This window comes from Shewanella saliphila, assembly GCF_014648295.1.
Classification (GTDB): domain Bacteria; phylum Pseudomonadota; class Gammaproteobacteria; order Enterobacterales; family Shewanellaceae; genus Shewanella; species Shewanella saliphila.
Genome location: NZ_BMQV01000009.1, coordinates 21,318 through 45,660 on the forward strand (window position 1 = coordinate 21,318; position 24,343 = coordinate 45,660).

Consider the following 24,343-nt stretch of genomic DNA (forward strand, 5'->3'; position numbering starts at 1 on the left):
CATGATAAACCTATGAAATGAGTGTTCAGTGATACATTCTTGGCTTTAAGTTTTCAAACTAACTTAAACTCGCTCTTACATCTGCGATGGTGATGAACAGTTTGTGTTCTGCATCTTGAAATGCTTGGAATCCATAGCGTTGGTAGAAGTGCTTTGCGCCATCTTTTGCGTCAACAATCACCACTGGGAATGCTACGCTGTCACTCGCAGTGAGCAACTTTTGTAATGCATCAATAAGTAACCATTCACCAACCCCTTGGCCTTTGTAACGCTCATCTACTGCTAAGCGGGCGATGAGGCCGCCTGAAGTTGAAGATTGATACTTTTTTTGTAGCTTATGTGGCAGGGCTTTTATGTCTATCGGGGTCATTGTTAATGTATAAAAACCGATAATATGAGCGTTATTGATATCATCTTCTAAAACAAAGGTTCTGGTGTTGTCTTTTTTAGCTTGCTGACTCGCCATAACTTTCAAGTAGTTATTAAGTGCGTCACTGCCACAGTTAAAGCGGTTTCTATCGTGTTTTGCCTTATCTAACAGTACCGTATTCATTATTGGTTTTTGCTTTTATAACGTTCAGAAGCGGCTTGTAGATTTGAGTTTGCGGTTGCTGGGCGGTCTAGGGCTTCCATAAGTAAAGTGGCATCAGCTTGATTAAGCTTTAGCGTTTCTTCACGTTCAATCACTTGTTTGGCCTTTTCGATTGCAGCATTTAACACAAATGAATTAATGCTCGACATGCCAGCAAGCGCCGCGGCTTTCGTTAATAAATCTTGGGTGTCAGCATCAACTCTAGCGGTGATGCGAGGTAACGTAGCGGCCATAATATTCTCTCTAGTTGTGCCAAAGTGTCACATAAGTATTATGTGGTTAAATTGCTCAAAAAGCAATCTGCGTGTCACTTTGGCACATAAGGAAATAGATTTAGAAGCTCTATTCCTCTCCTTTCACAAACACCTGGCGGCCGTTTACCCAGGTGGCGATGACTTTGTTTTGCCATATTTGTTGTGGGTTGATAGCGAAGTAATCGTCCTCAACCAAGATAAAATCTGCTTTCTTGCCGGATTCTAGCGTACCTAGTAACTGCTCTTGGTGGCCGGCATAAGCTGCATCGATGGTGAAGCTTTTAAACGCTTCAATACGTGACAGTTTCTCACCCGCTAACCAACCGTCTAAAGGTTTGTTGAGATGATCTTGACGGGTGACTGAAGCATGCAATCCAAAGAATGGATTCGGTGATTCGATAGGGAAATCTGACCCGTTGGCGATGACGGCATTGGCATTTAACAGTTTGCGCCATGCATACGCACCGGCGAGGCGGGCCTTACCTAAACGGTTTTCAGCCATGTTTTTGTCGCTGGTGGCGTGGGTGGCTTGTACCGAAGCAATCACATCGAGCTGGGCAAAGCGGGGGACGTCAGCAAGGTCGAGAATTTGAGCATGCTCAATACGATGGCGTAATGCCTTAGAGTCGGTTTTGGCAATCGTGCTTTGATATTTATTAAGCACGACCTGGTTGGCATTGTCGCCAATGGCATGGGTGTTAACCTGAAATCCGGCTTTCATCGCCCGTAAAATGAGTTTGCCTAATTGCTCGTCTGAATACAGCATTAAGCCTTTGTGGCCGGGTTGGTCTGAGTACTCTTTAATTAACGCCGCGCCGCGGCTACCCAAAGCGCCGTCGGCAGATATTTTTACACTGTCGACTTTAAACATGTCGTCGCTGGTGTTGATATGACCTTGCTTTAATACCGTATCAAAGCGTGGGTCTTCAACCGACAGCATGCCATTAACGCGCACGCTCATGGCATTGTTTGCAGCTAATTGCTGGTAGGCTTTAATGTTGTTAATGCTGATGCCCGCATCGTGCACGCTGGTTAAACCGTATGAGGCTAAGCTGTCCATTGCTAGGGTTAACGTAGACTCAAGCTGTTGCTGATTAAGATCGGGGATGATTTTAAACACCAAGTTCATCGCATTATCGATAAGCACACCAGTAGGATTACCTTGCTCGTCCTTAACTATCTCGCCGCCTTCAGGTGAGACGGTGCTGGCTGAAATGCCAGCCAATGCTAGTGCCTTACTGTTAACCCAAATCGCATGTCCATCAACCCGTCCAAATGACACCGGATTAGCACTAAATGCTTTATCTAGACTTTCTTTGCTGGGAAATTGTTTGCTAAACCATAACTCCTGGTTCCAACCGCGACCCATTAACCAACCGTCTGTTGGGTTTTTCTTAATGAATGCTTGTGCGCGTGACACCGCGTCTTGTTCGCTACTGGTGTTGGTTAAATCGGCGGTTAATAAGCTTAAGCCGTAACTGAGCACATGACCGTGGGCGTCGATTAATCCTGGCAGTAAGGTTTTGCCTTTACCATCAATGGTGGTGATATCGTTAGCGGTAGGTAACGTTTGGTCTTTGGTGAAGAGTCGGTCGATTTTATCGTCGGTGAACTGAATCGCATTAAAGGTCTGTAATTTACCGTTAACTAAGGTGTAGCCGTTAACATCATGCACCAATGTGGTTTGCGCTAGGGTGTTTGCACTCAAGCTGCAAGTGCCCAATGTTATCAACAGTGCTAAATAACCTTTTTTCATCATTTCATCCCTTTATGCGATTAATTTATCAACACTTATTAAATGTTAATTAATCGTTAATGGCAAGGGCTAAAATAATTGAAAAATCGCCTAACAGGATTAGGCGATTGCGGTGCTGATGCTTATTTAAATGTAGCTAATGTTTTAGCTAAATCATTCACATCCAACACGTTGTAGTCAGGCTCTGCTGCAAGCGGGAACAACACTTTACCCTGGCGACGAATAAACGCAGTTTGTAAACCTGCTTTTTCAGCACCTGCGATATCCCAACCGTGGGCTGCAACCATTAAGGCTTCGTTAGCGTTAACGCCTAAATCTTTAATGGCCCATTGGTAAGTGCTTAAATGCGGCTTAAATACACCAACAGACTCGATGCTTAAGTTGGCATCAAAATACTGGCTTAAGTTTGCATTTTTAAGCTGTAATTGAACGCCTTCTAATGATGAGTTTGTTAAGGTGACTAGCTTATAACCTTGAGCTTTTAATGCTGCTAAACCCTCAGCAACATCAGGATGCGCTGGTAAAGAGCGTAATGGCGTAACAATAGCGGTTTTAGCTTGTTCGTGAGTGATTGCAATGCCGTTAATCTCGGCCACCATTTCGAGTGATGCAACTCCGATATTACCAAACGACTGATACTCGCCAGTGGCTGAAACCACTAAAGAGTGATGCAACATGGTTGAGAACCAAAATGGCAATAAATCGTCACGACCATTTAAGGCAGTGCCGACCGACTTACGCATGTTTTCTAGATCTAACAGGGTTTCATTCACATCAAAAATAATCACTTTAGGCTTTGTGAGTTCAGTGGCTGAATCAGTTGATTCATTGGCGAAAACATGGCTGCTGTTAAGCAACAAAAACGCGCTAGCAATTGATAATAGTGTGCGGATTTTCATAATACCTCTGTCAATATGGGTTAGGTTAGCAATAAAAAAATTTTGAACGATCGTTCATAATGTGCCTAGCCTAAATGAAATAGATCTTAAAATCACGCAATTATTGATTTTATCTTGCTGGTCTTACTGGTATCGAAGGAGAAAGAGCCATATGCTGTCTATAAAAGCCAACAACATACGGCTTGAAATGCGATTAACGGGGTAAGGCAACTACCTGGCCGTTTTTGACCACGTTTAAACAAGGATTAACCCCGTAGGCATACGCGAGTTGTGCGGGGGTGTTGATATCCCATAAACAAAAGTCAGCTTGCTTGCCAACGGTAATGCTACCAACGCGATGCTCGAGCCCCAATGCCTTGGCGGCATTAACAGTAACGCCTCGCAGGGCTTCTTCTGGGGTTAACTTAAACAAGGTACAAGCCATGTTAAGCATTAATAAAGTTGAACAAATCGGTGATGAGCCGGGGTTAAAGTCGCTGGCTATCACCATCGGCACCTTGTATTGACGCAGTAAATCGATGGGCGGTAATTGGGTTTCGCGTAAAAAGTAAAAAGCCCCAGGTAATAACGTCGCGCAGGTACCACTTTCGCTTATGGCCTTAACTCCCGCCTCGTCTAAAAACTCAATATGATCAACTGACTTAGCACCCAAACTTGCGGCCAAGGTGCTACCACCCATATTAGATAATTGCTCAGCGTGCAGTTTTACCTGTAAACCTGCTCGCTTAGCAGCGCGTAAGACTCGCTCGGTTTGTTCCAGATTAAAGGCGATATTTTCGCAAAATACATCAACAGCATCCGCTAAACCTTCTGCAATAACCGCGGGCAGCATGTCATTAATCACAAGGTCGACATAGCCGTCTACATCGTCCTGGTATTCTGGCGGAATGGCATGGGCGCCTAAAAATGTGGTGCTAACATCGATATGATGATGTTCGCCAAGCTCACGGGCGACTCGCAATAGCTTCAGTTCGGTTGCGGTATTTAAGCCGTATCCTGACTTAATTTCAACAGTAGTGACCCCTTCTCTGGCTAGGGCATTTAAGCGTTGGCGACCTAATTCAAATAACTCTGCTTCATCGGCATCACGGCAGGCATTAACCGTTGAAATAATACCGCCGCCAGCACGGGCAATATCTTGATAACTGGCGCCTTGTAGCCGTTGCTCAAACTCATTGGCGCGATGGCCGGCAAACACCAAGTGAGTGTGTGCGTCAATAAGCCCTGGGGTTATCCAACCCCCTTTACCCCTGTAAACTGGGGTTGCCAAAACGTCAAATTCGGGCAGTTCACTGCGTGGGCCGACCCAGGCAATTTTACCGTCTTTTACGGCAATCGCAGCTTGCAGTATCGCCCCGTAAGCACCAGAGATACTAGGGTCCATGGTGGCGATATTGATATCTATCCATACTTGATCCCACACCATGTTATTCCTCTTTTTGATCGCAAGAATTTGTCTTCTATCTATTGTTAAACAATACTTGTTTAATCTTGTATATACAAGGTAGGCTAAGCCACAGATAAATAAATTATGGCAATTTTGTCAGTATTGGAAGTGAAGATATGGCTCAAGCAAAGTTTGCTCAAATTAAACAATTTATTTTGTCACGGATTGAAACCGGTGAATGGCAAGAAAACGATCGCGTGCCGTCTGAAAACCAATTAACGGACCTGTTTGCGTGTAGCCGCATGACCGCAAGGCGGGCGTTAACTGAACTGGTGGACTCAGGCGTGTTAGAGCGTACTCAAGGCGTGGGCACTTTTGTGGCAGGGCTTAAGTCGCAGTCATCGTTATTGGTCATTCGTAATATTGCCGATGAAATCAAAGACCGTGGCCATGGTTATAGCGTTAAGCAGCTTGAGTTAAAGCAGATTGATGCCAGTGCTGCTGTGGCTAATGCATTGGGGCTTGAGGTTGGCAACCCGGTATTTTATTCAGTGCTAGTGCATTGCGAACAAGGTTTACCTCTGCAAGTAGAAGAGCGCTTTGTTAATCCCAAACTCGTGCCAAAGTATCTAGAGCAAGACTTTACAATACAGACGCCTCACGAATATCTCTCTGCCGTAGCGCCGTTAACTGAAGCGCGCCATACCGTTGAAGCCATCATGGCCAATGAACGATTACTGCAAAGGTTGGCAATAGAGGCCACTGAACCTTGTTTACAAATTTTACGCCGCACCTGGTCACGCCAAGGTGTAGTGAGCTTTGCACGGCTAGTGCATCCCGGCAGTAAGTTTAAATTAACCTCTGCGTTGGTGAATAAATAATGCCAATCAATGAATTTATCGTACCCAGTTAGCAGCCATAAGATTAATACCTAAAACCTAGGCCTAAGACCTAAAATTTATTACAACAAGACCAATAAAAAACCAAACCGAATTAATCGGTTGAAGAGGACATTATGGATAAACGACACGACCCAAGCCGTCGCATTATTGCGCCACACGGTACTCAATTACAGTGTAAAAGTTGGCTAACTGAAGCGGCAATGCGGATGTTAATGAACAACCTTCACCCCGATGTGGCTGAACGCCCAGAAGATTTAGTGGTATATGGCGGTATTGGCCGCGCCGCGCGAGACTGGCAAAGTTACGACAAAATTATTGAGGTATTGCAGCGCCTTGAAGACGATGAAACCTTATTGGTGCAGTCGGGTAAACCTGTTGGGGTGTTTACCACTCATGCCAATGCGCCAAGAGTGATTATTGCTAACTCAAATCTGGTGCCACATTGGGCTAACTGGGAGCACTTTAATGAGCTCGATAAAAAAGGTTTGGCGATGTACGGCCAAATGACCGCCGGTTCGTGGATTTACATTGGTTCGCAAGGCATTGTCCAAGGTACTTACGAAACCTTTGTTGCCATGGCAAAACAACACTTTAATGGCTCGTCTGCAGGTAAGTGGATTTTAACCGGCGGCTTAGGCGGCATGGGCGGCGCACAGCCGTTAGCGGGCACAATGGCGGGTTATTCGGTGCTCACCTGTGAAGTGGATGAAACCCGCATCGATTTTCGCATGCGCACGGGTTACGTCGACAAAAAAGCCACATCATTAGACCAAGCCTTAGCGATGATTTACCAAGCAAACCAAAACGGCAAGCCCGTTTCAGTTGGCTTATTAGCCAATGCTGCTGATGTGTTTACCGAGTTAGTGACCCGCGGTATTACCCCTGATGTGGTGACCGACCAAACTTCCGCGCACGACCCGTTAAATGGTTATTTACCGCAAGGCTGGAGTTTAGAATACGCAGCGCAAATGCGTAAAACTGACGAAGCCGCTGTGGTTAAAGCCGCAAAACAGTCGATGGCGGTGCAAGTGAAAGCCATGTTGGCATTGCAAGCCGCAGGCGCGGCAACGACCGATTATGGTAATAATATTCGTCAAATGGCTTTTGATGAAGGTGTAACAAATGCCTTTGATTTTCCTGGGTTTGTGCCTGCGTATGTGCGGCCGTTATTTTGTGAAGGTATTGGACCATTTCGTTGGGTTGCGCTGTCTGGCGATCCTGAGGATATCTACAAAACCGACGCCAAGGTTAAAGAGCTAATTCCTGATAATCCCCATTTACACAATTGGCTCGATATGGCCCGTGAGCGTATAGCGTTTCAAGGTCTGCCTGCACGTATTTGCTGGGTCGGTTTAAAAGACCGTGCCCGTTTAGCGTTAGCGTTTAATGAAATGGTCAAAAATGGCGAGCTGTCGGCGCCAGTAGTCATTGGTCGAGATCATTTAGATTCAGGCTCGGTTGCCAGCCCCAATCGTGAAACCGAAGCCATGCTCGATGGCTCAGATGCGGTGTCAGATTGGCCATTAATGAATGCGTTATTAAATACCGCCAGTGGCGCCACCTGGGTGTCGTTGCATCATGGTGGCGGTGTCGGCATGGGTTTTAGTCAGCATTCTGGTGTGGTGATTGTGGCCGATGGTACCGATGAGGCGGCTGTTAGGCTAGGGCGCGTATTGTGGAATGACCCTGCAACTGGCGTAATGCGTCATGCCGATGCGGGTTACGACCTTGCAAAAAAATGTGCCAAAGAGCAAGGCTTAGACCTGCCAATGTTAGGAGCGTAACCCATGTCGACTTACTCATTTGAATTGATCCCAGGTACCTTAACATTGGCACAAACCCGCGCCATTAGCCGCAATAGCGTCAAGATAACGCTTGCCAAAGATGCGATTAAAGACATTAATCAAAGTGCTGAAATTGTCCAGCAAGTGCTGCGTGAAGGTCGTACTGTATATGGTATTAACACTGGGTTTGGCTTGTTGGCCAACACCAAAATAGCGCCGCAAGATTTACAAGTTTTGCAGCGTTCAATTGTGTTGTCTCATGCCGCAGGTATTGGCCAATATATGCAAGATGCCACGGTGCGTTTAATGATGGTGTTAAAAATTAACTCATTAAGCCGTGGGTTTTCTGGTATTCGTTTAGAGGTGATTGAATTTTTAATTCAGTTAGTGAATGCCGGCGTATATCCGTGCGTACCCGAAAAAGGCTCTGTCGGTGCATCGGGCGACTTAGCACCATTAGCACACATGTGTTTGCCATTATTAGGCGAAGGTGAAATGACCTATAAAGGGCAAATTATATCGGCAAGCGAAGGACTTGAGATTGCTGGATTAGCACCGATTGAGCTGGCCGCTAAAGAAGGCTTGGCGTTATTAAATGGCACCCAAGCATCGACCGCATTAGCGTTAGAAGGCTTATTTAATGCAGAAGATTTGTTTGCCGCCAGCTCAGTGATTGGTGCCATGAGTGTTGAGGCGGCAATGGGCAGTCGAAGCCCATTTGATGCACGTATTCATGCGGCGCGTGGTCAAAAAGGTCAAATTGATTCGGCGGCGATATTTCGTCATTTGTTAACAAGTGAATCAGAGATCAGCCAAAGTCACAGTAATTGTGAAAAAGTACAAGATCCATACTCACTGCGTTGTCAGCCACAGGTATTGGGCGCGTGTTTAACTCAAATTCGTCAAGCGGCAGAAGTACTAGGTGCTGAAGCCAATGGCGTAACCGACAATCCGCTAGTGTTTCAAGATACTGGCGACATTATTTCAGGCGGTAACTTCCACGCAGAACCGGTGGCAATGGCAGCAGATAACCTGGCGATTGCCATTGCCGAAATGGGCGCGATTGCTGAGCGTCGTATGGCACTGCTAATTGACTCTAGCCTGTCAAAATTACCGCCATTTTTAGTCAATAATGGTGGGGTGAATTCAGGCTTTATGATTGCCCAGGTAACTGCCGCGGCACTGGCGTCTGAAAACAAAACCTATGCTCATCCAGCCTCGGTAGACAGTTTGCCTACGTCGGCAAACCAAGAAGACCATGTGTCGATGGCCACTTTTGCCGCGCGACGCTTGCGAGACATGAGCGAAAACACCCGTGGCGTGTTAGCGATTGAACTTCTCGCTGCGGCGCAAGGGTTGGATTTTAGAAGCCCATTACAGCCCAGTGCCGCCATTGCTAAGGCAAAAGCCGACCTAAGGGCAATCGTGTCGTTTTATGAGCAAGACCGCTACTTTGCCCCAGACATCGAAAATGCGGTCGATTTGCTGACTAATGCCAGTTTTAATCGACTATTACCGCAAGGATTAATGCCAAGCTTTTAAATCAAACTTTTAAATCAAGATTTTAGACCAAGCTGTTAGCTCAAGCTTTTAGGGTTAAGTAATAAAAGGACCGCGAGGTCCTTTTTGTTTGCTAAACTCCCCTTGATTATCGTCAGTGGTATGTTGAGTTAACTTTATTGAATGAATGTACTGAATTGAATGCTCAATTAAGTGCATAATGCTTGCAGTAAAACCTTCGGTTTTGTTTGCCTTCAGGGTGTTAAACGTTCCTTTGTGTAAAGGACTATGTGGCTAAGGATTTGTGAGTGAATACAGAATTTAGGGTAGAGGTTGCCTCTTGGTTAACCCAGCTAGGCATTGACAGTCAGCCAACGGATGGTGTGGCGACATCGGTATTAATTTTTGCTTGTTTGCTTATTGCTGGCATAGGTTATTACATTACTCATCGATTTGTGGTGCATGGACTTAATGCGGTTATTCGCCGTTCATCAGTCACCTGGGATGATATTTTTATGCGCTTTAATGTACTAGAACGCCTAGCGTTGTTAGTACCTATTGTGCTGCTAGATGTGTTAATTCCAATTGTGCTGACATCACATGAGTTTGCCAGTGTCATTATTGACCGTTTACTCAGCTCATTGCTGGTGGTCTTTATAATACGGGCGATTTATAGCGCATTGAATGCCGGCGATGAAATTGCCGATGTTAATCATGTTAACCGTAGATTACCGGTTAAAAGCTTTGTTCAACTAACCAAGTTATTCTTATTTTTTATAGGTTTAGTGGTCGTTTTTTCGATACTGGCCGACCAGTCGCCTATTTACTTTTTTAGCGGTTTAGGTGTCGCTACTGGTTTTATGATGTTGGTGTTTCGCGACACTATTTTGGGCTTTGTTGCCGGTATTCAGCTTGCGGCTAACCGCATGGTGAGCAAAGGCGACTGGATCCAAATGGATAAGTACGCCGCAGACGGTGCGGTAGAAGATGTAACATTAACGACCGTAAAAGTGCGCAATTGGGACAATACCATCACCATGATCCCTGCGTATGCTTTGGTGTCTGATGCTTTTAAAAACTGGCGGGGCATGTCTGAGTCAGGCGGACGTCGTATTAAACGTTCAGTGAATATTGACGTTAACAGCATTAAATTTTTAACAGACGAAGAACGTATTCGTTTAGGTAAAGTGAATTACTTAAAAGAGTATTTACCACAAATATTCAGCGAAATTAGTGCGGAAAATGCCAATATTAGCGATATTGATATGAAAGTTAACGGGCGTCATTTAACTAATATCGGTACTTTTAGGGCGTACTTACAAGAGTATTTGCGTCGTCATGACAAAATTCATAAAGACATGACCTTAATGGTGAGGCAATTGGCGCCAACCACCGAGGGTTTACCGATAGAGCTGTATATTTTTACTAATGATATCCGCTGGACGTATTACGAAGGGATTCAAGCTGATATTTTTGACCATGTTTTCGCAGTGTTGCCTGAGTTTGGTTTACGTGCATTTCAAATACCGACCGGAAATGATATCCGCAGCATTAAACAATACTGCGAACAGCAATAGTCATTCGGTAAGGATGCGAGTTGTGGCTAAGTGTCGTAATAGACAAGGTGCTGTTTTACAGCGTCAGTTATTCCAACTGGGGCGCTTGTTAGTCTGTTGCGTGCTAGCCATTACCTGTGTCATCTTGCCTGTACAAGCCAATTGGCTCAGTGATATTCATCGTAGTATCAGTGGTGATGAAAAAGCGCCTAGCCTGAAGCCTCTTAGCCCTGCTGAGTTAGCTGACTACCCTGCAGATTATACCTATGAGCGCGTTATCGCGCCCAGCCATCAAGCGCCTGTATTTGTGTTGCAAGCCGGTCTTGAGCATCGCGACACTGTGGTGCTTATTCATGGCTTAGGTGACCTAGCATCTAAAGATTGGTTAACGGTCATTCCCACACTTGCTAAGCAATATCATGTGGTGGCTATCGATTTACCCGGATTTGGCTTATCTCAAGGGGCGGTATTTACTTACTCGCCGCAACAATACGCCAAAGTTATCGATTGGCTGATAACTCAATATCGCCACGATGGCCAGGTTAATCTTGTGGGTCACTCTATGGGCGCGGCTATCAGTGTGTATTATGCCAGCCAATATCCTGAGCGTATCCAGCAATTGGTGTTGGTCGATGCGGCCGGTATTTTAGATCGTACCGCTTATATTAAGCGGATTTCGACTCGCGATAATGACCAAGCAGATTTACCTCAAAGTGTTAGACGAGTTTTGGCTCGGGTAGACAATCTTGCCGATAAGATATTGGAGAAATCCGGAACAGGTTTTGACCCAACACGGATTTTTAGTGGTGATTCGTCGCTACGTAATATGACCATTGGCGAGCAAACTAATGTTAATGCCGCACTAGCGTTGATGGAACAAAACTTCTCGGTGTTAAGTTATCAAGCGGTTCCGCCAACTCACATTATTTGGGGTGGTCAAGATAATGTCGCGCCGCTGCGCACAGCTTATGCGTTGCAACATGTTTTACCCCTATCTCGGTTGCAGGTGATTAACCAGGCTGGTCATGTGCCGATGAAATCTCATCCCCATGAATTTAATCATATGTTATTGGCTAGCCTTAACGCCATGATTGAACCTCGACAAGCTCGACCGCAACATAACAGTAAGCGAATGGGCCGCTGCTTTCAAGATGATCAGAGTGAATTTAGCGGTCAATATCAGCAGATAATATTGAACGATTGTAAGTTGGCGCGCTTTGATAATGTTGATGTGACGCATCTATCCATAACGGACTCTATTGTCACCGTATCAGCAAGTCGTATTGGTACGGCTAATCACAGCATGCAAATCACTCGCAGTGTCATTAATGCTACAGACACTGAAATACTTGGCCAAATGCAAAGTGATCGTAGTCGTTTTGATTTTGCAGGGGTAACTTTTTACGGTGAGTCGCCAGTGTTTGTATCGCAAGCATCCACTCGACTTGTACTATCACTCACAAGAATTATCACTCCAACCCAATCGACACGCCTGGGTGGAAGTTACGTATTAGCTGAGCAAAGCCTAGAAAGCGCGTTGTAAATCGTTTAGCGTCGCTCAGTGGGCGATTGTAATTGGTAAACGGGGATGTTTTTGGGGCGATAGCCAGTAATGGTGCGATAAAAATCCATCAATTGATTCATTTCTGCCTCAATATTGCCTGTTGGAGCTAGGGGCGGCGAGAGCACAATGGTTTTGCGGCCAAAATCTAACCCTACTGGGACAATATCTACCTGTGCTTTAACTGCAATATGATAAAAACCGCTTTTCCAGCGAGTAACAGGGCTACGTGTGCCTTCTGGTGCCAGCGCTAACTTGTAGTTGGGATCTTGTTGAAACAACTGTGCAGCAGCATCGACGAGGTTATTATGTTTACGCCTATCAACAGGGCTGCCACCCATCGCACGAAATAGCCATCCCCAAGGCGCAATAAACAATTGGTGCTTACCTAGGAAATGGATTTTTGTACCTAATGCGCTCCGGGCAATAATCCCAATAATAAAGTCCCAATTACTGGTATGGGGGCCAACTATCATTACGCACGGTTGAGTTTTATTGAACTGTCCTTCAAACGTCCACCCCAGCAGACGCAGTAATCTTATACACAAAGTGTTTAACATAGTGGAGTCCTAATCAGAGCGTTTACGCTTCTTGTTATTGGTTTTCTAGATATGACGCACCAAATCGAGGCGTTTAGTGATTAAAGCATATAATCAACTCTTCGCCAATTGACTATGAGGCTTGCTGTAGCGGACTGACTCAATAAGTCATGCCCGCAGCAATATGCAATATGGATAATAAGGGAGAGTTAGTGAGTGGTCGGCTTATCGAACTCTGCGATGCGCTTGGCTTCATCTAAAATGACTTGCTCTAGCTCTGCCTCAGACTTCATTCGTTCTAAATCATATTTCATCCGCTGTTGTTTTGGCAGGGTCTTACGCGCGTCCATGATGGGATGATCTCGAATGATGTCATAGTGAACAAATAGGTTAGGAAAGTCACCAGCCACTTGTTCTGACATTGATAATGCATCAAACAGTTTACCAATGCGCACCACACCTTCAGAAAGCTCGCAGCGGTCTTCTAACATGGCTGCGGCAATATAACGAATATCGGTAAGGATTTGCTGTCTACGCTCTTCAGCTTTGGCTTGACGCTCTGCTTGCGCTTTTTGGTTGGCCTCAGTGCGGCGCTTAAGGGTTAATAATAGGTGAGTGGCGTACGCGGCAAGGGCGATGATAATGAGTAATGCAATAATAATGGCGATTGTTGGCACAATTTATCCTTTTTTGAATACAAAACTGGCGCGAACCTAGTTGATTGAGTATGTACCCAACCAACTAGGTGTGCGCCAGTTTATCCCATTCAAATGAAATTCATTGAGTGGTTTAGTCTTGTTTTTGATAATCTTTAAGCAGATCTGCACCTGACTCAAAACGATTTAATAGCTCGTCGTCTGTCAGTTGCTTTTTAGGGCTAGGCGCAGGTGCTTCACCGCCTTCAGTTAGTCCTAAACGTTGCATTAACTGCTCGATTTTGTCTAATTGAATATCTAACCATTTTTGATCGGCGTCAGACAGATCGCGACCTTCTTCCAGTTGGTCAAGCAACTGATTCAGTCTTGGATCTTCTTCAAGCTTTAGCAATTTTTGCTCGTCAGTTATTTTAGGCTGTTTAGGCTTAACCACTAACGGCTCAGTAATTGATGTTGGCAATGATAATGCAACAGGTTTTTTACTGCCATGACGTGCATCTTTTGTTACTGCTGCGCCACTGCCTGAAGCTTGTTTAAGTAACGCTTCGTTATGACGGCTGCCAGATTTACGGCCAGATTCTGACTTTTTACCATCGACCGCTTTACGATCGGTTTTTTTTACTCTTGGGGCAAACTTAGGGCCGTTTTCGCCGCCTTTGCGAGTTTTTTTACTGCGAGCCATGATGTTCTCGTTAGGTTTTCTAAACACGTCCTTGCAGAGTAATTTCTCCAAGGCACTAAATAAGGATGCGCTTTATATCAGGTTTTGACGATTTTTGCATCAAAACCAGATCTTTTGCTGCAAATAATAGCTCAAAATCACTGTGAGAAGCTAAATATTCGAATGTTGTTTGCTGATAGAAGCTCACATGAGTGGGATTATTTTTATAATGCCACTTCGCAAATAGGGCTTTGTCTGTGAGTAGCGGGGTGCTAATGGCTAACCAACCATTAGGCTTAATCAGTTGGCTTAATAATGTCCACTCGCGAATGGGATGCCTAAAGTGCTCAAACACTCGGTAACAACAAACAAAATCGTAGCTCTGACTTAACACAGACTGATCGGCAGCAAAGAATGGGTCGTATTGATTCACTTGATGGCCGGCTTCAACAATGCTCAGCTGACTTTTTTCATCTAATATTCTACCAAAGTTTAGGCCTTTTAAACTGCCTGTTTGTTGCTCGGCGATTTGCGCTAACAGCGGTAAAATAAATTGTGATAGTTGTTTTTGTTTAGAGGTTTTTTGTGCCCGACCATAACGCTGACGTTCTAGGTTGGGCATAAGGTGTGAGTTTGGGCTAGCGAAGACTAAGTCGCATTGTGGGCAAGCGTAAAAAGCTCTTTTTTTGTCTTGAACAAAAAAATTGGCTGAATGATGACACAGTGGGCATGGGCTCATTAACGACAGCAGCACCTTAGTAAACAATATATAGTGATATTACCGATCCGCATTAGCATTTGCTCTTATAGCGAAAATTATCAGCGGGATATTCGCGGTAGCCTTTTGAGGAATCCTCTGGCAAACATAGCGTCTCAATGCCTTTGATGTTGATGACGATACCTATAGTCATTTCCATTGTACTGGCTTTAGTGACGCAGCCTAAAATAGATCACATTCTAATAAGGGTAGGTATAACAATAAACTATACCAATGTCCAAGTGATAGATATAACCATTGGCTGTAGATATGCGATAAAAAACACATAAAAAAAGGTGGCAGTAAACTGCCACCTTATAAAACAGTGCTTAAATGCACCTTATTCTGATTCCAAGTATCCGTACTTGCTATGTGACTATCCCGGTCAGATCTTAACTTTTGTTTTGCTGTCCGTGCTTTTTTAGTTGTTATTGGTCATCGCTGACGCTTTTTTATATTCTGTCGCCGTCCTGACTACAGCTTCCGTAGATGGTCTTCAATGACACATCATTATCCTCTTTGTCTTCTGTGACTATCAGTCAACCATCCTTGTTTTTTGTACCTTCGAGCAAGCTTCTTATGGATGCATCCTCAACAAAATGCTGGATTTGCGATTATTTGAATCATTCAAATAACACCAAAAGGGTTACTCTGTTGTGTAAGGCAGTGCTAAATAGCGAGTTGACCAGTCGGTCTGTTCCTTACAAATTTTACGACCTGGATTTCAAACTGAAATCGCGACTCATGTTATTAGTATTTGTGAGTGGCCTTAAATTATTATTGTTATGACTTTTCTTTATTCTTATATCTTAAATGTATCAGTCCGAAATCTGTTTGATGTTATTAAATTTATGGTCCAAACAGTTGGGTTTACCTCGGTACGGGGTGTATTTAACTCTAAAACCGTGAACTATGTCAAGTATTAATGCGATCAGTTTACGTAAACGTTAACTTAAGGGTAATAAAAATGAGCAATATATGCTCATTTTTATTATCTCGAACTCTGCCTATTATTTCTTAATGCTTGAAATATATTTAGATAGTGCTTCGATATCTGCATCAGATAATTTTTTAGCAACATCTTGCATCATGCCATTTAAATCGTTGTTACGAGTACCATCACGGAACTTAGTTAACTGGATTTTAATGTAGTTAGCATGTTGGCCGCCAACCATTGGGAAGCCAGCTGCAGCTGCGCCACTACCATCTGGACCATGACATGCGATACAAGAGGTGATACCACGAGCAGCGTCGCCACCTTGGTAGAGTTTTTCACCTGCTTCTGTGCCTTCAACCGCTGGATTAACTGATTGAGTTTGGCTGGCGAAGAATGCAGAGATATCAGCGATGTCTGTATCGGTTAACGCGATAGACATGCCGCCCATAATTGGGTCCATACGGCCTTCTTTGCCGCCAGTCTGCATGGCAGATCGGAATTCTGTTAATTGTTTTTCAAGGTATGCAGGGTGTTGGCCTGCAAGCTTTGGGTACATATCGATCATGCTGTTGCCGTCAACACCGTGACAGGCAGAACATACGATTACTTTAGTTTTGCCGGCTTCAGCATTACCTTCAGCCATAGCAGGTGATGACATAGTGGCTACTACAGACAGCGCAAGAGCTAACTTTTTCATGGCGTTCCAACTTCTTGTTAATTTATTGTCCTGAGCTTACTAGGAAGACCCGCAAGCGTGGTAAAATGATTTTCCCCAAGTGCTTTTGATGTAGTTTACGACGCTCGAGTACAACGAGATCAACTATGACTACTTCACACATATCAGCATTGCTTGGGTATATAATGTGATCAGGGTAATATTTTACACGAAAACGTGCAAAAGTAAGCAATTGTTAAACATTTATGGTAATGCATTTACTGAAAGTAATTTAATTGGAGTGACTAGTGACCGAATCTCGTATCGATTTCCGTAAGGCAAAATTTTTAATCAGTGCGCCTGATATTGCGCATTTAGATCAGTATCTTCCTGGGGATATCGGGGTTGAGATTGCTTTTGCTGGACGCTCAAACGCAGGTAAATCAAGTGCATTAAATGCGCTTACTGAACAAAAAAGTTTAGCTCGTACCAGTAAAACTCCAGGTCGTACCCAGTTGATTAACGTTTTTGAGTTGGATGCTGATCGCCGTTTAGTGGATTTACCGGGTTATGGTTTCGCCCAAGTACCGTTAGCGCTTAAAAACAAATGGCAGCAAGCATTAGGCGAGTATTTGCAAAAGCGTGCTTGTTTAAGTGGTGTGGTGGTATTGATGGATATTCGTCATCCGCTTAAAGATCTCGATATGCAAATGATTGAATGGGCTGTATTAAGCAATATCCCAGTATTAGCCTTGTTAACCAAGGCTGATAAATTGACCCAAAGCACTAAAATGAAAACCGTTAACGAAGTGCGTAAAGCATTAGCTGATTATGGCGATAAAGTAAAAGTTGAACCATTTTCTTCATTAAAAGGCACAGGTAAGCCAAAGGTGTTGAGTATCTTGAATGACTGGTGTCATCCAGCATGGTTGCCTGAGCAGCAAGCGTTACGTGAGCAAACCGAGCAAGAATAATGTTGATGAAATAAAACCAGACACCTTGAAATAACCGACGTTGAGTCGGTTTTTTTATATCTGTTTTTGATGAAAATTATCCAAAAAAAAACCGACGGCCAAATGGCTATCGGTACAAAAAATTAGCTCTTTTGGGGAGAAGCTAAATTCAACAAGACTCAAGTGCCATCAACTCAATTTGACGACCCTCAATGACCATAGAATAACTGCTTTTTTTATGAATTTAAAGTATTTACTCTAAATATATTTTTAAGCGAAAAAAAACTAAAAAAAAGCCCCAGCAACCTAAGTTGCTGGGGCGCCGAATTTGGCTAGTCACTATTGTTAGTGAAATAAAGGTTTGAAAGATTGAACATCTTAACCTCTGTACCCTACGAATGAGATAATAGCGCATTCGCCTTAAAATGAAAAACTGTTTTTCATAAAAAGACACAATAACTGTGAGTTTGACCTCAAATCGTTGCTTATTTGTTAACCAGAACGATAAGCTGTTGTCAGTTTTATGCTGATATGAACACAAGGTTAGTCATATTGAGAGGTCATTTGACGCCTTAAACAATAATGCCGCATTGATAGCAATGCGGCATTGTTGTGGGCGAGTCAGCACTCGTAAGGAGGTATGTAAATGTAAGCCTTAGTGGGCCTCGTCCCAGTTATCGCCTATTCCAGCCTCTGCAAGCAATGGCACATCAAGAGCTGCTGCCTGTGCCATTAGATCGCACACTTTGGTTTTAAGTGCGTCAGCTTTTGCTTCGTCAACTTCAAATACCAATTCATCGTGTACCTGCATAATGAGGGTGATTTCACCTTGCGTGTCTTGATTAATCCACTGGTGAATCGCAATCATGGCTTTTTTGATGATATCAGCGGCGGTGCCTTGCATCGGCGCGTTAATCGCGGCGCGTTCAGCGGCTTGGCGGCGCATTGCATTGCGGTCGTTAATTTCTGGTAGGTATAAACGGCGGCCAAACAGTGTTGATACATAACCTTGCTCGGCGGCATCAGCACGTGTTTCTTCCATGTATTTTAAGACACCTGGGTAGCGAGCAAAATAAGTGTCGATGTAGGTTTGTGCTTCGTTACGCGGAATATCTAATTGTTTGGCTAAACCAAATGCAGACATACCGTAAATTAAGCCAAAGTTAACGGCTTTAGCACGGCGACGCTGTTCGGTGGTGACTTCTTCAAAGTGAACACCAAAGACTTCTGCAGCGGTGGCTCTATGAATGTCTTTACCTGCAGCAAATGCGGTTAATAAGCCGTTGTCTTGAGATAAGTGGGCCATAATGCGTAATTCGATTTGCGAATAGTCGGCCGCTAAAATTTTACGACCGGCAGGGGCAATAAAGGCTTGGCGAATACGGCGACCTTCTTCGGTACGAATAGGGATGTTTTGTAAGTTAGGCTCGCTTGACGACAAACGTCCGGTAGCAGCATTGGCTTGATGATAGCTGGTATGAACGCGGCCGGTGGTGGCATTGACCATCAGCGGTAATTTATCTGTGTAGGTGCTTTTTAATTTAGCCAGGCTACGGTGCTCAAGAATAATTTTAGGCAGCGGATAGTCTAAGGCTAATTCAACTAATACTTCTTCTGAGGTTGAAGGGGCACCTTTTGGGGTTTTCTTTTTAACTGGGTAGTTAAGCTTTTCAAAAAAGAGCGTTTGCAACTGCTTAGGCGATGCGAGGTTAAACTTCTCGCCGGCAATTTCGTAAGCTTTATTTTCAAGGTCGTCGAGTTTTTGAGCCAGTTCGCCACTTTGCTGACTCAGTAACATTGAGTCGATTAACACCCCCTGGCGCTCAACGTCTGACAATACCTGAATTAACGGCAGTTCTAATTCGTTAAATACTGAGGCTAATGCTGATTCTTTTTCTACGCGCGGCCATAAATGCTCATGTAAACGCAAGGTAATATCGGCATCTTCTGCGGCGTAAGGTCCGGCAGTGTCTAGGTCTATTTGATTAAAGGTCAGCTGCTTGGCACCTTTACCGGCAACGTCTTCAAAACTGATATTTTTATGGCCTAGATATTTGAGTGCCAAGCCATCCATGTCGTGGCGTGATGCTACCGAGTTAAACACGTAAGACTCAAGCATGGTGTCAAAGCGTACGCCACCAAGCTTAATGCCTGCATTGGCTAAAATACTCATGTCATATTTTAGGTTTTGACCGACTTTTTGTGGCGTTTTACCCTCTAAAATAGGACGCAGCTTTTCAAGCGTTGCGGCTTTGTCGAGTTGTTGTGGGGCATCCGGGTAATCATGGGCTAATGGCAGATATGCTGCTTTGCCTGCCTGAGTGGCAAAGGATAATCCCACAAGCTGGGCTTCCATGTAATTGAGACTGGTGGTTTCAGTATCAACGGCAATCAGTTCAGCTTTACTGAGTTCATCAATCCATTTGTCTAATGCTGCTTCGCTAAGAATGGTTTCATATTCGGCTTCGATAGCGGCTGAGACGGTAATTTCTTCGTCACTATCTTGGCTAACAGTGCCTGTAGGTTGTTTGTTGTCTAGCACTTCTGCTAACCAACGCTTAAACTCCATTTCACCAAAACATTTGATTAATTCATCGCGATCTTGTGGCTTAACATTCAGCTCATGCCAGTCTTGCTCTAATTCGACATCGGTTTTGATGGTAGCAAGTTCATAAGAGAGCTTAAGCATATCAGCGTTATCGATAATTTTAGCTGGCATGGTTTTGGCGCCTCTAAAGCCCGCTTCAAGCACACTTTGTGGATTAGCCAAAAGCTGCTCCACACTGCCTACGCCTGTCAGCATAGCTAATGCGGTTTTTTCACCTACACCTGGTAAGCCAGGAATGTTATCGGCTTTGTCACCCATTAATGCTAAAAAATCAATAATGCGATCTGGGCCAACGCCAAATTTAGCTTTGACCTCTTCTGGGCCCATGATGGTATCTGTCATGGTGTTAATTAAGGTGACGTGTTCGTTGACTAACTGCGCCATGTCTTTATCGCCGGTGCTAATTAACGTGGCCCTGCCTTCTTTGCTCGCTTGCAAGGCTATGGTGCCAATCACATCGTCGGCCTCGACACCTGGAATACTGATCAGCGGCAAACCCATTGCATGAATAATGCGATATAACGGTTCGATTTGATGGCGCAGGTCATCTGGCATTGGTGGACGCTGTGCTTTGTATTCATCGTACATGTCATTACGAAAGGTTTTGCCTTTAGCGTCAAAAACAACAGCAATATGGCTTGGACTATAGCGGCTTAATAAACTACGCAGCATGTTTACAACGCCATAAACCGCACCCGTCGCTTCACCTTTTGAATTTGTTAAATGAGGCGGCGCATAATAGGCGCGATAAAGATAAGAAGAGCCATCGACGAGGACGAGCGGATTACTAGGAATTGTTGGCATAATGTGTTTTTCGTATTGTGTATTTTGCGAGACAGATAGGATGACATTATACCCACAGCACCTCAAGGTACTTGTGAGATTGTCACCAATTTATCTACTTGAGTGTGGATAAACTCAAAGGTCCGACAAGCCGCGCGGTTGGTGAGTTTGGCTTATTTGGTTAGGTACCTGTGTAGTGAATTTTAGCCACGAAAAAAGCCTCGCAGCCTGTGGATAAGTCTGTGAGTGAAATAATCAACGTTGTTGGATAGAATTTCTTACGGCTTGAAACGAAATATGTATCTAGTTGAAATTTATATATTATTTTTATTTTTGTGAGCTATTTATTAATTTCAATAAATATAACTAATTTGTGGACTTTTTTATTGATGTCAGTTAAGTCACAATGAATTTCAATGATGTTTTATGGCTAAAAAAAGCCCAACAGCAAAATTCGACGTTCTAAGTTAGCACGATTTTTAATCAGATCAACCGTTTTGTTTGAATTATGTTGTAATTTTTACATTGTTAATTAAAGCTCAATAAAAAGTTGAAGGTGAATAGCATGAAAAAGATAGCCGTGTTGCTCAGTGGCTGTGGCGTATTTGATGGTACAGAAGTCCATGAAGCCGTTTTAAGTTTGCTTGCGATTACGCGAGCGGGTGCTCAATATCAATGTTTTGCCCCAGATATAAATCAAATGCATGTGGTCAATCATTTAACCGGTGAGGTCGATACTGAAGAAACTCGCAACGTGTTGGTTGAGTCTGCTCGTATTGCTCGTGGTGAAGTGCTCAATGCCAGCAGCTTAGATATTAATGACTATGATGGGTTAGTGATCCCTGGCGGTTTTGGTGCGGCCAAGAATTTATCTAACTTTGCCACGACAGGCAGCAGTTGCCACATTAACCCTATTGTAGAAACTTTTATTCGTGAGTTTGCTCTTGCCCGTAAACCGGTTGGTTTTGTGTGTATTTCACCTGTGATGATCCCGCACATATATGGTCAAGGGGCGCTCGGTACGATAGGCAATGATAGCGACATCGCCCATGCATTTAATGAAATGGGGGGTAAGCATCAAGAGGTCACCGTTGAAGACATAGTGGTTGATGAGGCTAATAAGGTGGTGAGTACACCCGCATACATGCTCGCCACATCGGTTTTAGAGGCCCACATAGGCATCGAAAAGCTGGTGAATAAAGTGTTAGAGATGATTGATTAATCGTTGCAGATGTTGAATCAAAAACCACCGTTCAAGGTGGTTTTTGTTTAAGACTATTCGTTGTTGGACGACTGTTTACGACTATCAAACAAAGCTTGAGCAAGGCCTACGAGTAAGCCACCGATGTGGGCTCCGTTGGCAATTGGCATACCGAGTATGTCTGTAAAGCCAAGCACCAACCACACCATCATAAAGCCCATATAGGCTTGCGGTAAGCTGATACCGCATTGAGGCTGTCTAACACCCATTAACCAAGTATATCCTACCACCGCATACACAACGCCAGACAAGCCGCCAAAGTGGGGGCCGGTCATATAAAATTGCACCACGCTGGGAATAGTGCCTGCAATAACTAATAAAAATAGCAGCGGCCTAACACCGAGGCGGGTTTCAATTTTGCCACCTAAATACCACCACCACAGTAAATTAAACACAATATGCATGGCAGAAAAGTGCATTAAACTTGGTGTAAATACTCGCCATATTTGGCTGATATCACTTTGTGGGACGGCGCCAAAAAACGATAACTGATTATATATCGCGTCAGCAAAGCCTAAGTTCATCCCTGCAAATATTACGACACAGATAAAGAAAGTTATCAAGGTCAGCGGGCCTGCGCCGGTCAGAAATTGCTGCAACAATCCTTTAGCGCCTGGACCATAGTTAAATTGCGTAGAGGTGTCACCATTATCCCAAGATGCTTGTAAATATTTGCTGTCATTAGGGTTGTTGGCAAAGTGCAGTAGTTCTTCGCGAGCTCGTTGTTCATCTTCAGGATGGATAATAATTAGGCCAACACCTTGGGCGTGTTGCACTGCATGGCATTGAATGTTCAACCCTTTAAGGTAATCAATAAATGCTTGTGCTGCACGGGCGTTAGGAAGTAGGCCAATTTCTATCATGAGTGGGCGAGGCTCCAGGCATTGAATCCACCATCAAGGCTGTATACATCATCAAAACCTTGTTCATTTAAATAGTTGGCAGCACTTTGGCTACTCATGCCGTGATAGCACACAACCACAAGCGGCTTATCCATATCTGCAGCGGCAATATAATGGGCTAAGTTTTCATTGGTTAAATTAACTGAGTGTTGAATATGACCCGCTGTAAAGCTAGCTGCGTCACGAATATCAACAATCTGCACCTCGTTAGATGCCTCAGACATATGGATTAGCTCATTAACAGACAAGTGTTTAAAACCAGACATGGTATTACCTATAAAGTGTACGAATTGCGATTGTATGGAGGCCAGTTTGCAACAAGGGGTTGTATAAATACAACCCCTTGAGAGTGCCGGTGATAATAATCTTGGGGATTAATCCCAGCTTAAAATCACTTTGCCAGATTGGCCTGAGCGCATAGCATCGAAGCCTTGCTGGAAATCATCCACATTAAAATGATGTGTAATGATTGGGGTTAAGTCTAAGCCTGATTGGATTAAGCTGGCCATTTTATACCAGGTTTCAAACATCTCACGGCCGTAAATGCCTTTGATGATTAAGCCTTTAAAAATGATTTTGCTCCAATCAATGGCCATTTCGCCACCAGGAATACCCAGCATGGCAATTTTGCCGCCATGGTTCATGGTGTCTAACATGGCGTGAAATGCTGATGGTACGCCAGACATTTCTAAGCCGACATCGAACCCTTCGGTCATGCCGAGATCTTTCATCACATCTTTTAAGCTTTCTTTGGCCACGTTAACCGCGCGAGTCGCACCCATTTTGCGGGCTAGGTCTAGGCGATATTCGTTAACGTCAGTTATCACAACATGACGTGCGCCCACATGCTTACACACAGCGGCAGCCATAATACCAATAGGGCCTGCACCGGTAATTAATACATCTTCGCCGACTAAATCGAATGACAATGCAGTATGCACCGCATTACCAAATGGATCAAAAATGGCGGCTAAGTCATCAGAGATATCTGCCGGAATTTTGAACGCATTAAAGGCTGGCAATACAAGGTATTCTGCAAAGGCACCATCACGGTTTACGCCTACGCCAGAGGTATTACGACACAAATGAGTACGACCACCACGGCAGTTGCGACAATAACCACAAGTAATATGGCCTTCGCCAGAGACGCGGTCGCCAATGGCAAAGCCGCGCACTTCTTGGCCCATATCGACCACTTCGCCCACGTATTCATGACCTGCAATCATAGGAACAGGAATGGTTTTTTGTGACCATTCGTCCCAGTTGTAGATATGCACGTCGGTGCCACAAATGGCGGTTTTTCTAATTTTGATCAATAGATCGTTATGACCCATTTCTGGTTTTGGTGCATCAACCATCCAGATGCCTTCTTCAGGCTTTAATTTGCTTAATGCTTTCATCTTAGTAACCTAGTATTCCCGAGCTTAATGATATGAGCGA

Annotated in this window: 21 protein-coding genes; 7 read left to right on the forward strand and 14 right to left on the reverse strand. The window is 44.1% G+C overall.

Features of this window, described 5'->3' with window-relative positions; all coding sequences use genetic code 11:
- Positions 1-58: 58 nt before the first annotated feature.
- The 5 genes from IEY48_RS06515 to hutI all read right to left on the reverse strand — a co-directional run bounded on the left by IEY48_RS06515 (position 59) and on the right by hutI (position 4,927).
- Positions 59-556 carry a GNAT family N-acetyltransferase gene (locus IEY48_RS06515; protein WP_188918625.1) on the reverse strand — a complete coding sequence of 166 codons (498 nt, stop codon included), beginning with the start codon at positions 554-556 and terminating at the stop codon, positions 59-61.
- Positions 553-825, reverse strand: a complete 273-nt coding sequence (locus IEY48_RS06520; protein ID WP_160052169.1) for a type II toxin-antitoxin system TacA family antitoxin — start codon at positions 823-825, stop codon at positions 553-555. The genes IEY48_RS06515 and IEY48_RS06520 overlap by 4 nt, the downstream gene beginning before the upstream one ends.
- Positions 826-934: 109 nt before the next feature.
- Positions 935-2,605, reverse strand: a complete 1,671-nt coding sequence (locus tag IEY48_RS06525) for an amidohydrolase (protein ID WP_308424888.1) — start codon at positions 2,603-2,605, stop codon at positions 935-937.
- 119 nt (positions 2,606-2,724) lie between these two features.
- Positions 2,725-3,501, reverse strand: coding sequence for a haloacid dehalogenase type II (locus IEY48_RS06530; RefSeq protein WP_188918473.1), 777 nt, complete (start codon positions 3,499-3,501; stop codon positions 2,725-2,727).
- A 193-nt stretch (positions 3,502-3,694) separates the two neighbouring features.
- Positions 3,695-4,927, reverse strand: coding sequence for an imidazolonepropionase (gene hutI, locus IEY48_RS06535; protein WP_188918475.1), 1,233 nt, complete (start codon positions 4,925-4,927; stop codon positions 3,695-3,697).
- Positions 4,928-5,064: 137 nt separating this feature from the next.
- Here hutI and hutC point away from each other — a divergent pair, with 137 nt between their 5' ends.
- The 5 genes from hutC to IEY48_RS06560 all read left to right on the forward strand — a co-directional run bounded on the left by hutC (position 5,065) and on the right by IEY48_RS06560 (position 12,173).
- Positions 5,065-5,769, forward strand: a complete 705-nt coding sequence (hutC, locus tag IEY48_RS06540; RefSeq protein WP_188918477.1) for a histidine utilization transcriptional repressor HutC — start codon at positions 5,065-5,067, stop codon at positions 5,767-5,769.
- A gap of 134 nt (positions 5,770-5,903) precedes the next feature.
- Complete coding sequence (gene hutU / locus IEY48_RS06545) at positions 5,904-7,574, forward strand: urocanate hydratase (RefSeq protein WP_188918479.1); 1,671 nt, start codon at positions 5,904-5,906, stop codon at positions 7,572-7,574.
- Between the two features lie 3 nt (positions 7,575-7,577).
- On the forward strand, positions 7,578-9,116 hold the full coding sequence (gene hutH / locus IEY48_RS06550) for a histidine ammonia-lyase (protein ID WP_188918481.1): 1,539 nt from the start codon (positions 7,578-7,580) through the stop codon (positions 9,114-9,116).
- Positions 9,117-9,382: 266 nt separating this feature from the next.
- The gene (locus IEY48_RS06555; protein WP_188918484.1) at positions 9,383-10,651 is read left to right on the forward strand and encodes a mechanosensitive ion channel family protein; all 1,269 of its coding nucleotides are present in this window, start codon (positions 9,383-9,385) and stop codon (positions 10,649-10,651) included.
- Positions 10,652-10,673: 22 nt separating this feature from the next.
- Positions 10,674-12,173, forward strand: a complete 1,500-nt coding sequence (locus IEY48_RS06560; protein ID WP_188918486.1) for an alpha/beta fold hydrolase — start codon at positions 10,674-10,676, stop codon at positions 12,171-12,173.
- A 5-nt stretch (positions 12,174-12,178) separates the two neighbouring features.
- Here the strand turns inward: IEY48_RS06560 and IEY48_RS06565 are convergent, their stop codons facing one another.
- From IEY48_RS06565 to IEY48_RS06585, 5 genes are all read right to left on the reverse strand, one after another.
- Complete coding sequence (locus IEY48_RS06565) at positions 12,179-12,751, reverse strand: lysophospholipid acyltransferase family protein (RefSeq protein ID WP_188918488.1); 573 nt, start codon at positions 12,749-12,751, stop codon at positions 12,179-12,181.
- A 188-nt stretch (positions 12,752-12,939) separates the two neighbouring features.
- On the reverse strand, positions 12,940-13,407 hold the full coding sequence (locus IEY48_RS06570) for a DUF2489 domain-containing protein (RefSeq protein WP_188918490.1): 468 nt from the start codon (positions 13,405-13,407) through the stop codon (positions 12,940-12,942).
- Between the two features lie 112 nt (positions 13,408-13,519).
- A complete protein-coding gene (gene yihI / locus IEY48_RS06575; RefSeq protein WP_188918493.1) occupies positions 13,520-14,068 on the reverse strand; it encodes a Der GTPase-activating protein YihI in 549 nt (182 codons plus the stop codon).
- A gap of 55 nt (positions 14,069-14,123) precedes the next feature.
- Complete coding sequence (locus IEY48_RS06580) at positions 14,124-14,786, reverse strand: class I SAM-dependent methyltransferase (RefSeq protein WP_188918495.1); 663 nt, start codon at positions 14,784-14,786, stop codon at positions 14,124-14,126.
- Positions 14,787-15,814: 1,028 nt separating this feature from the next.
- Positions 15,815-16,438 carry a c-type cytochrome gene (locus IEY48_RS06585; RefSeq protein WP_188918497.1) on the reverse strand — a complete coding sequence of 208 codons (624 nt, stop codon included), beginning with the start codon at positions 16,436-16,438 and terminating at the stop codon, positions 15,815-15,817.
- 266 nt (positions 16,439-16,704) lie between these two features.
- Here IEY48_RS06585 and yihA point away from each other — a divergent pair, with 266 nt between their 5' ends.
- Positions 16,705-17,370, forward strand: coding sequence for a ribosome biogenesis GTP-binding protein YihA/YsxC (gene yihA / locus IEY48_RS06590; protein WP_188918498.1), 666 nt, complete (start codon positions 16,705-16,707; stop codon positions 17,368-17,370).
- A gap of 634 nt (positions 17,371-18,004) precedes the next feature.
- Here the strand turns inward: yihA and polA are convergent.
- Positions 18,005-20,761: a DNA polymerase I gene (polA, locus tag IEY48_RS06595; RefSeq protein WP_188918500.1), complete on the reverse strand. Its 2,757-nt coding sequence runs from the start codon at positions 20,759-20,761 to the stop codon at positions 18,005-18,007.
- A gap of 544 nt (positions 20,762-21,305) precedes the next feature.
- On the opposite strand from polA, the gene elbB reads away from it, so the two are divergent.
- Complete coding sequence (elbB, locus tag IEY48_RS06600) at positions 21,306-21,962, forward strand: isoprenoid biosynthesis glyoxalase ElbB (protein WP_188918502.1); 657 nt, start codon at positions 21,306-21,308, stop codon at positions 21,960-21,962.
- A 53-nt stretch (positions 21,963-22,015) separates the two neighbouring features.
- On the opposite strand, the gene glpG is transcribed toward elbB, so the two are convergent.
- The 3 genes from glpG to tdh form a co-directional block, all read right to left on the reverse strand.
- Positions 22,016-22,864 (reverse strand): rhomboid family intramembrane serine protease GlpG, encoded by an 849-nt coding sequence (glpG, locus tag IEY48_RS06605; protein ID WP_188918504.1) that lies wholly within the window; start codon positions 22,862-22,864, stop codon positions 22,016-22,018.
- Positions 22,861-23,169 carry a thiosulfate sulfurtransferase GlpE gene (glpE, locus tag IEY48_RS06610; RefSeq protein WP_188918506.1) on the reverse strand — a complete coding sequence of 103 codons (309 nt, stop codon included), beginning with the start codon at positions 23,167-23,169 and terminating at the stop codon, positions 22,861-22,863. The genes glpG and glpE overlap by 4 nt, the downstream gene beginning before the upstream one ends.
- Positions 23,170-23,277: 108 nt before the next feature.
- A complete protein-coding gene (tdh, locus tag IEY48_RS06615; protein WP_188918508.1) occupies positions 23,278-24,303 on the reverse strand; it encodes an L-threonine 3-dehydrogenase in 1,026 nt (341 codons plus the stop codon).
- Positions 24,304-24,343 lie beyond the last annotated feature (40 nt).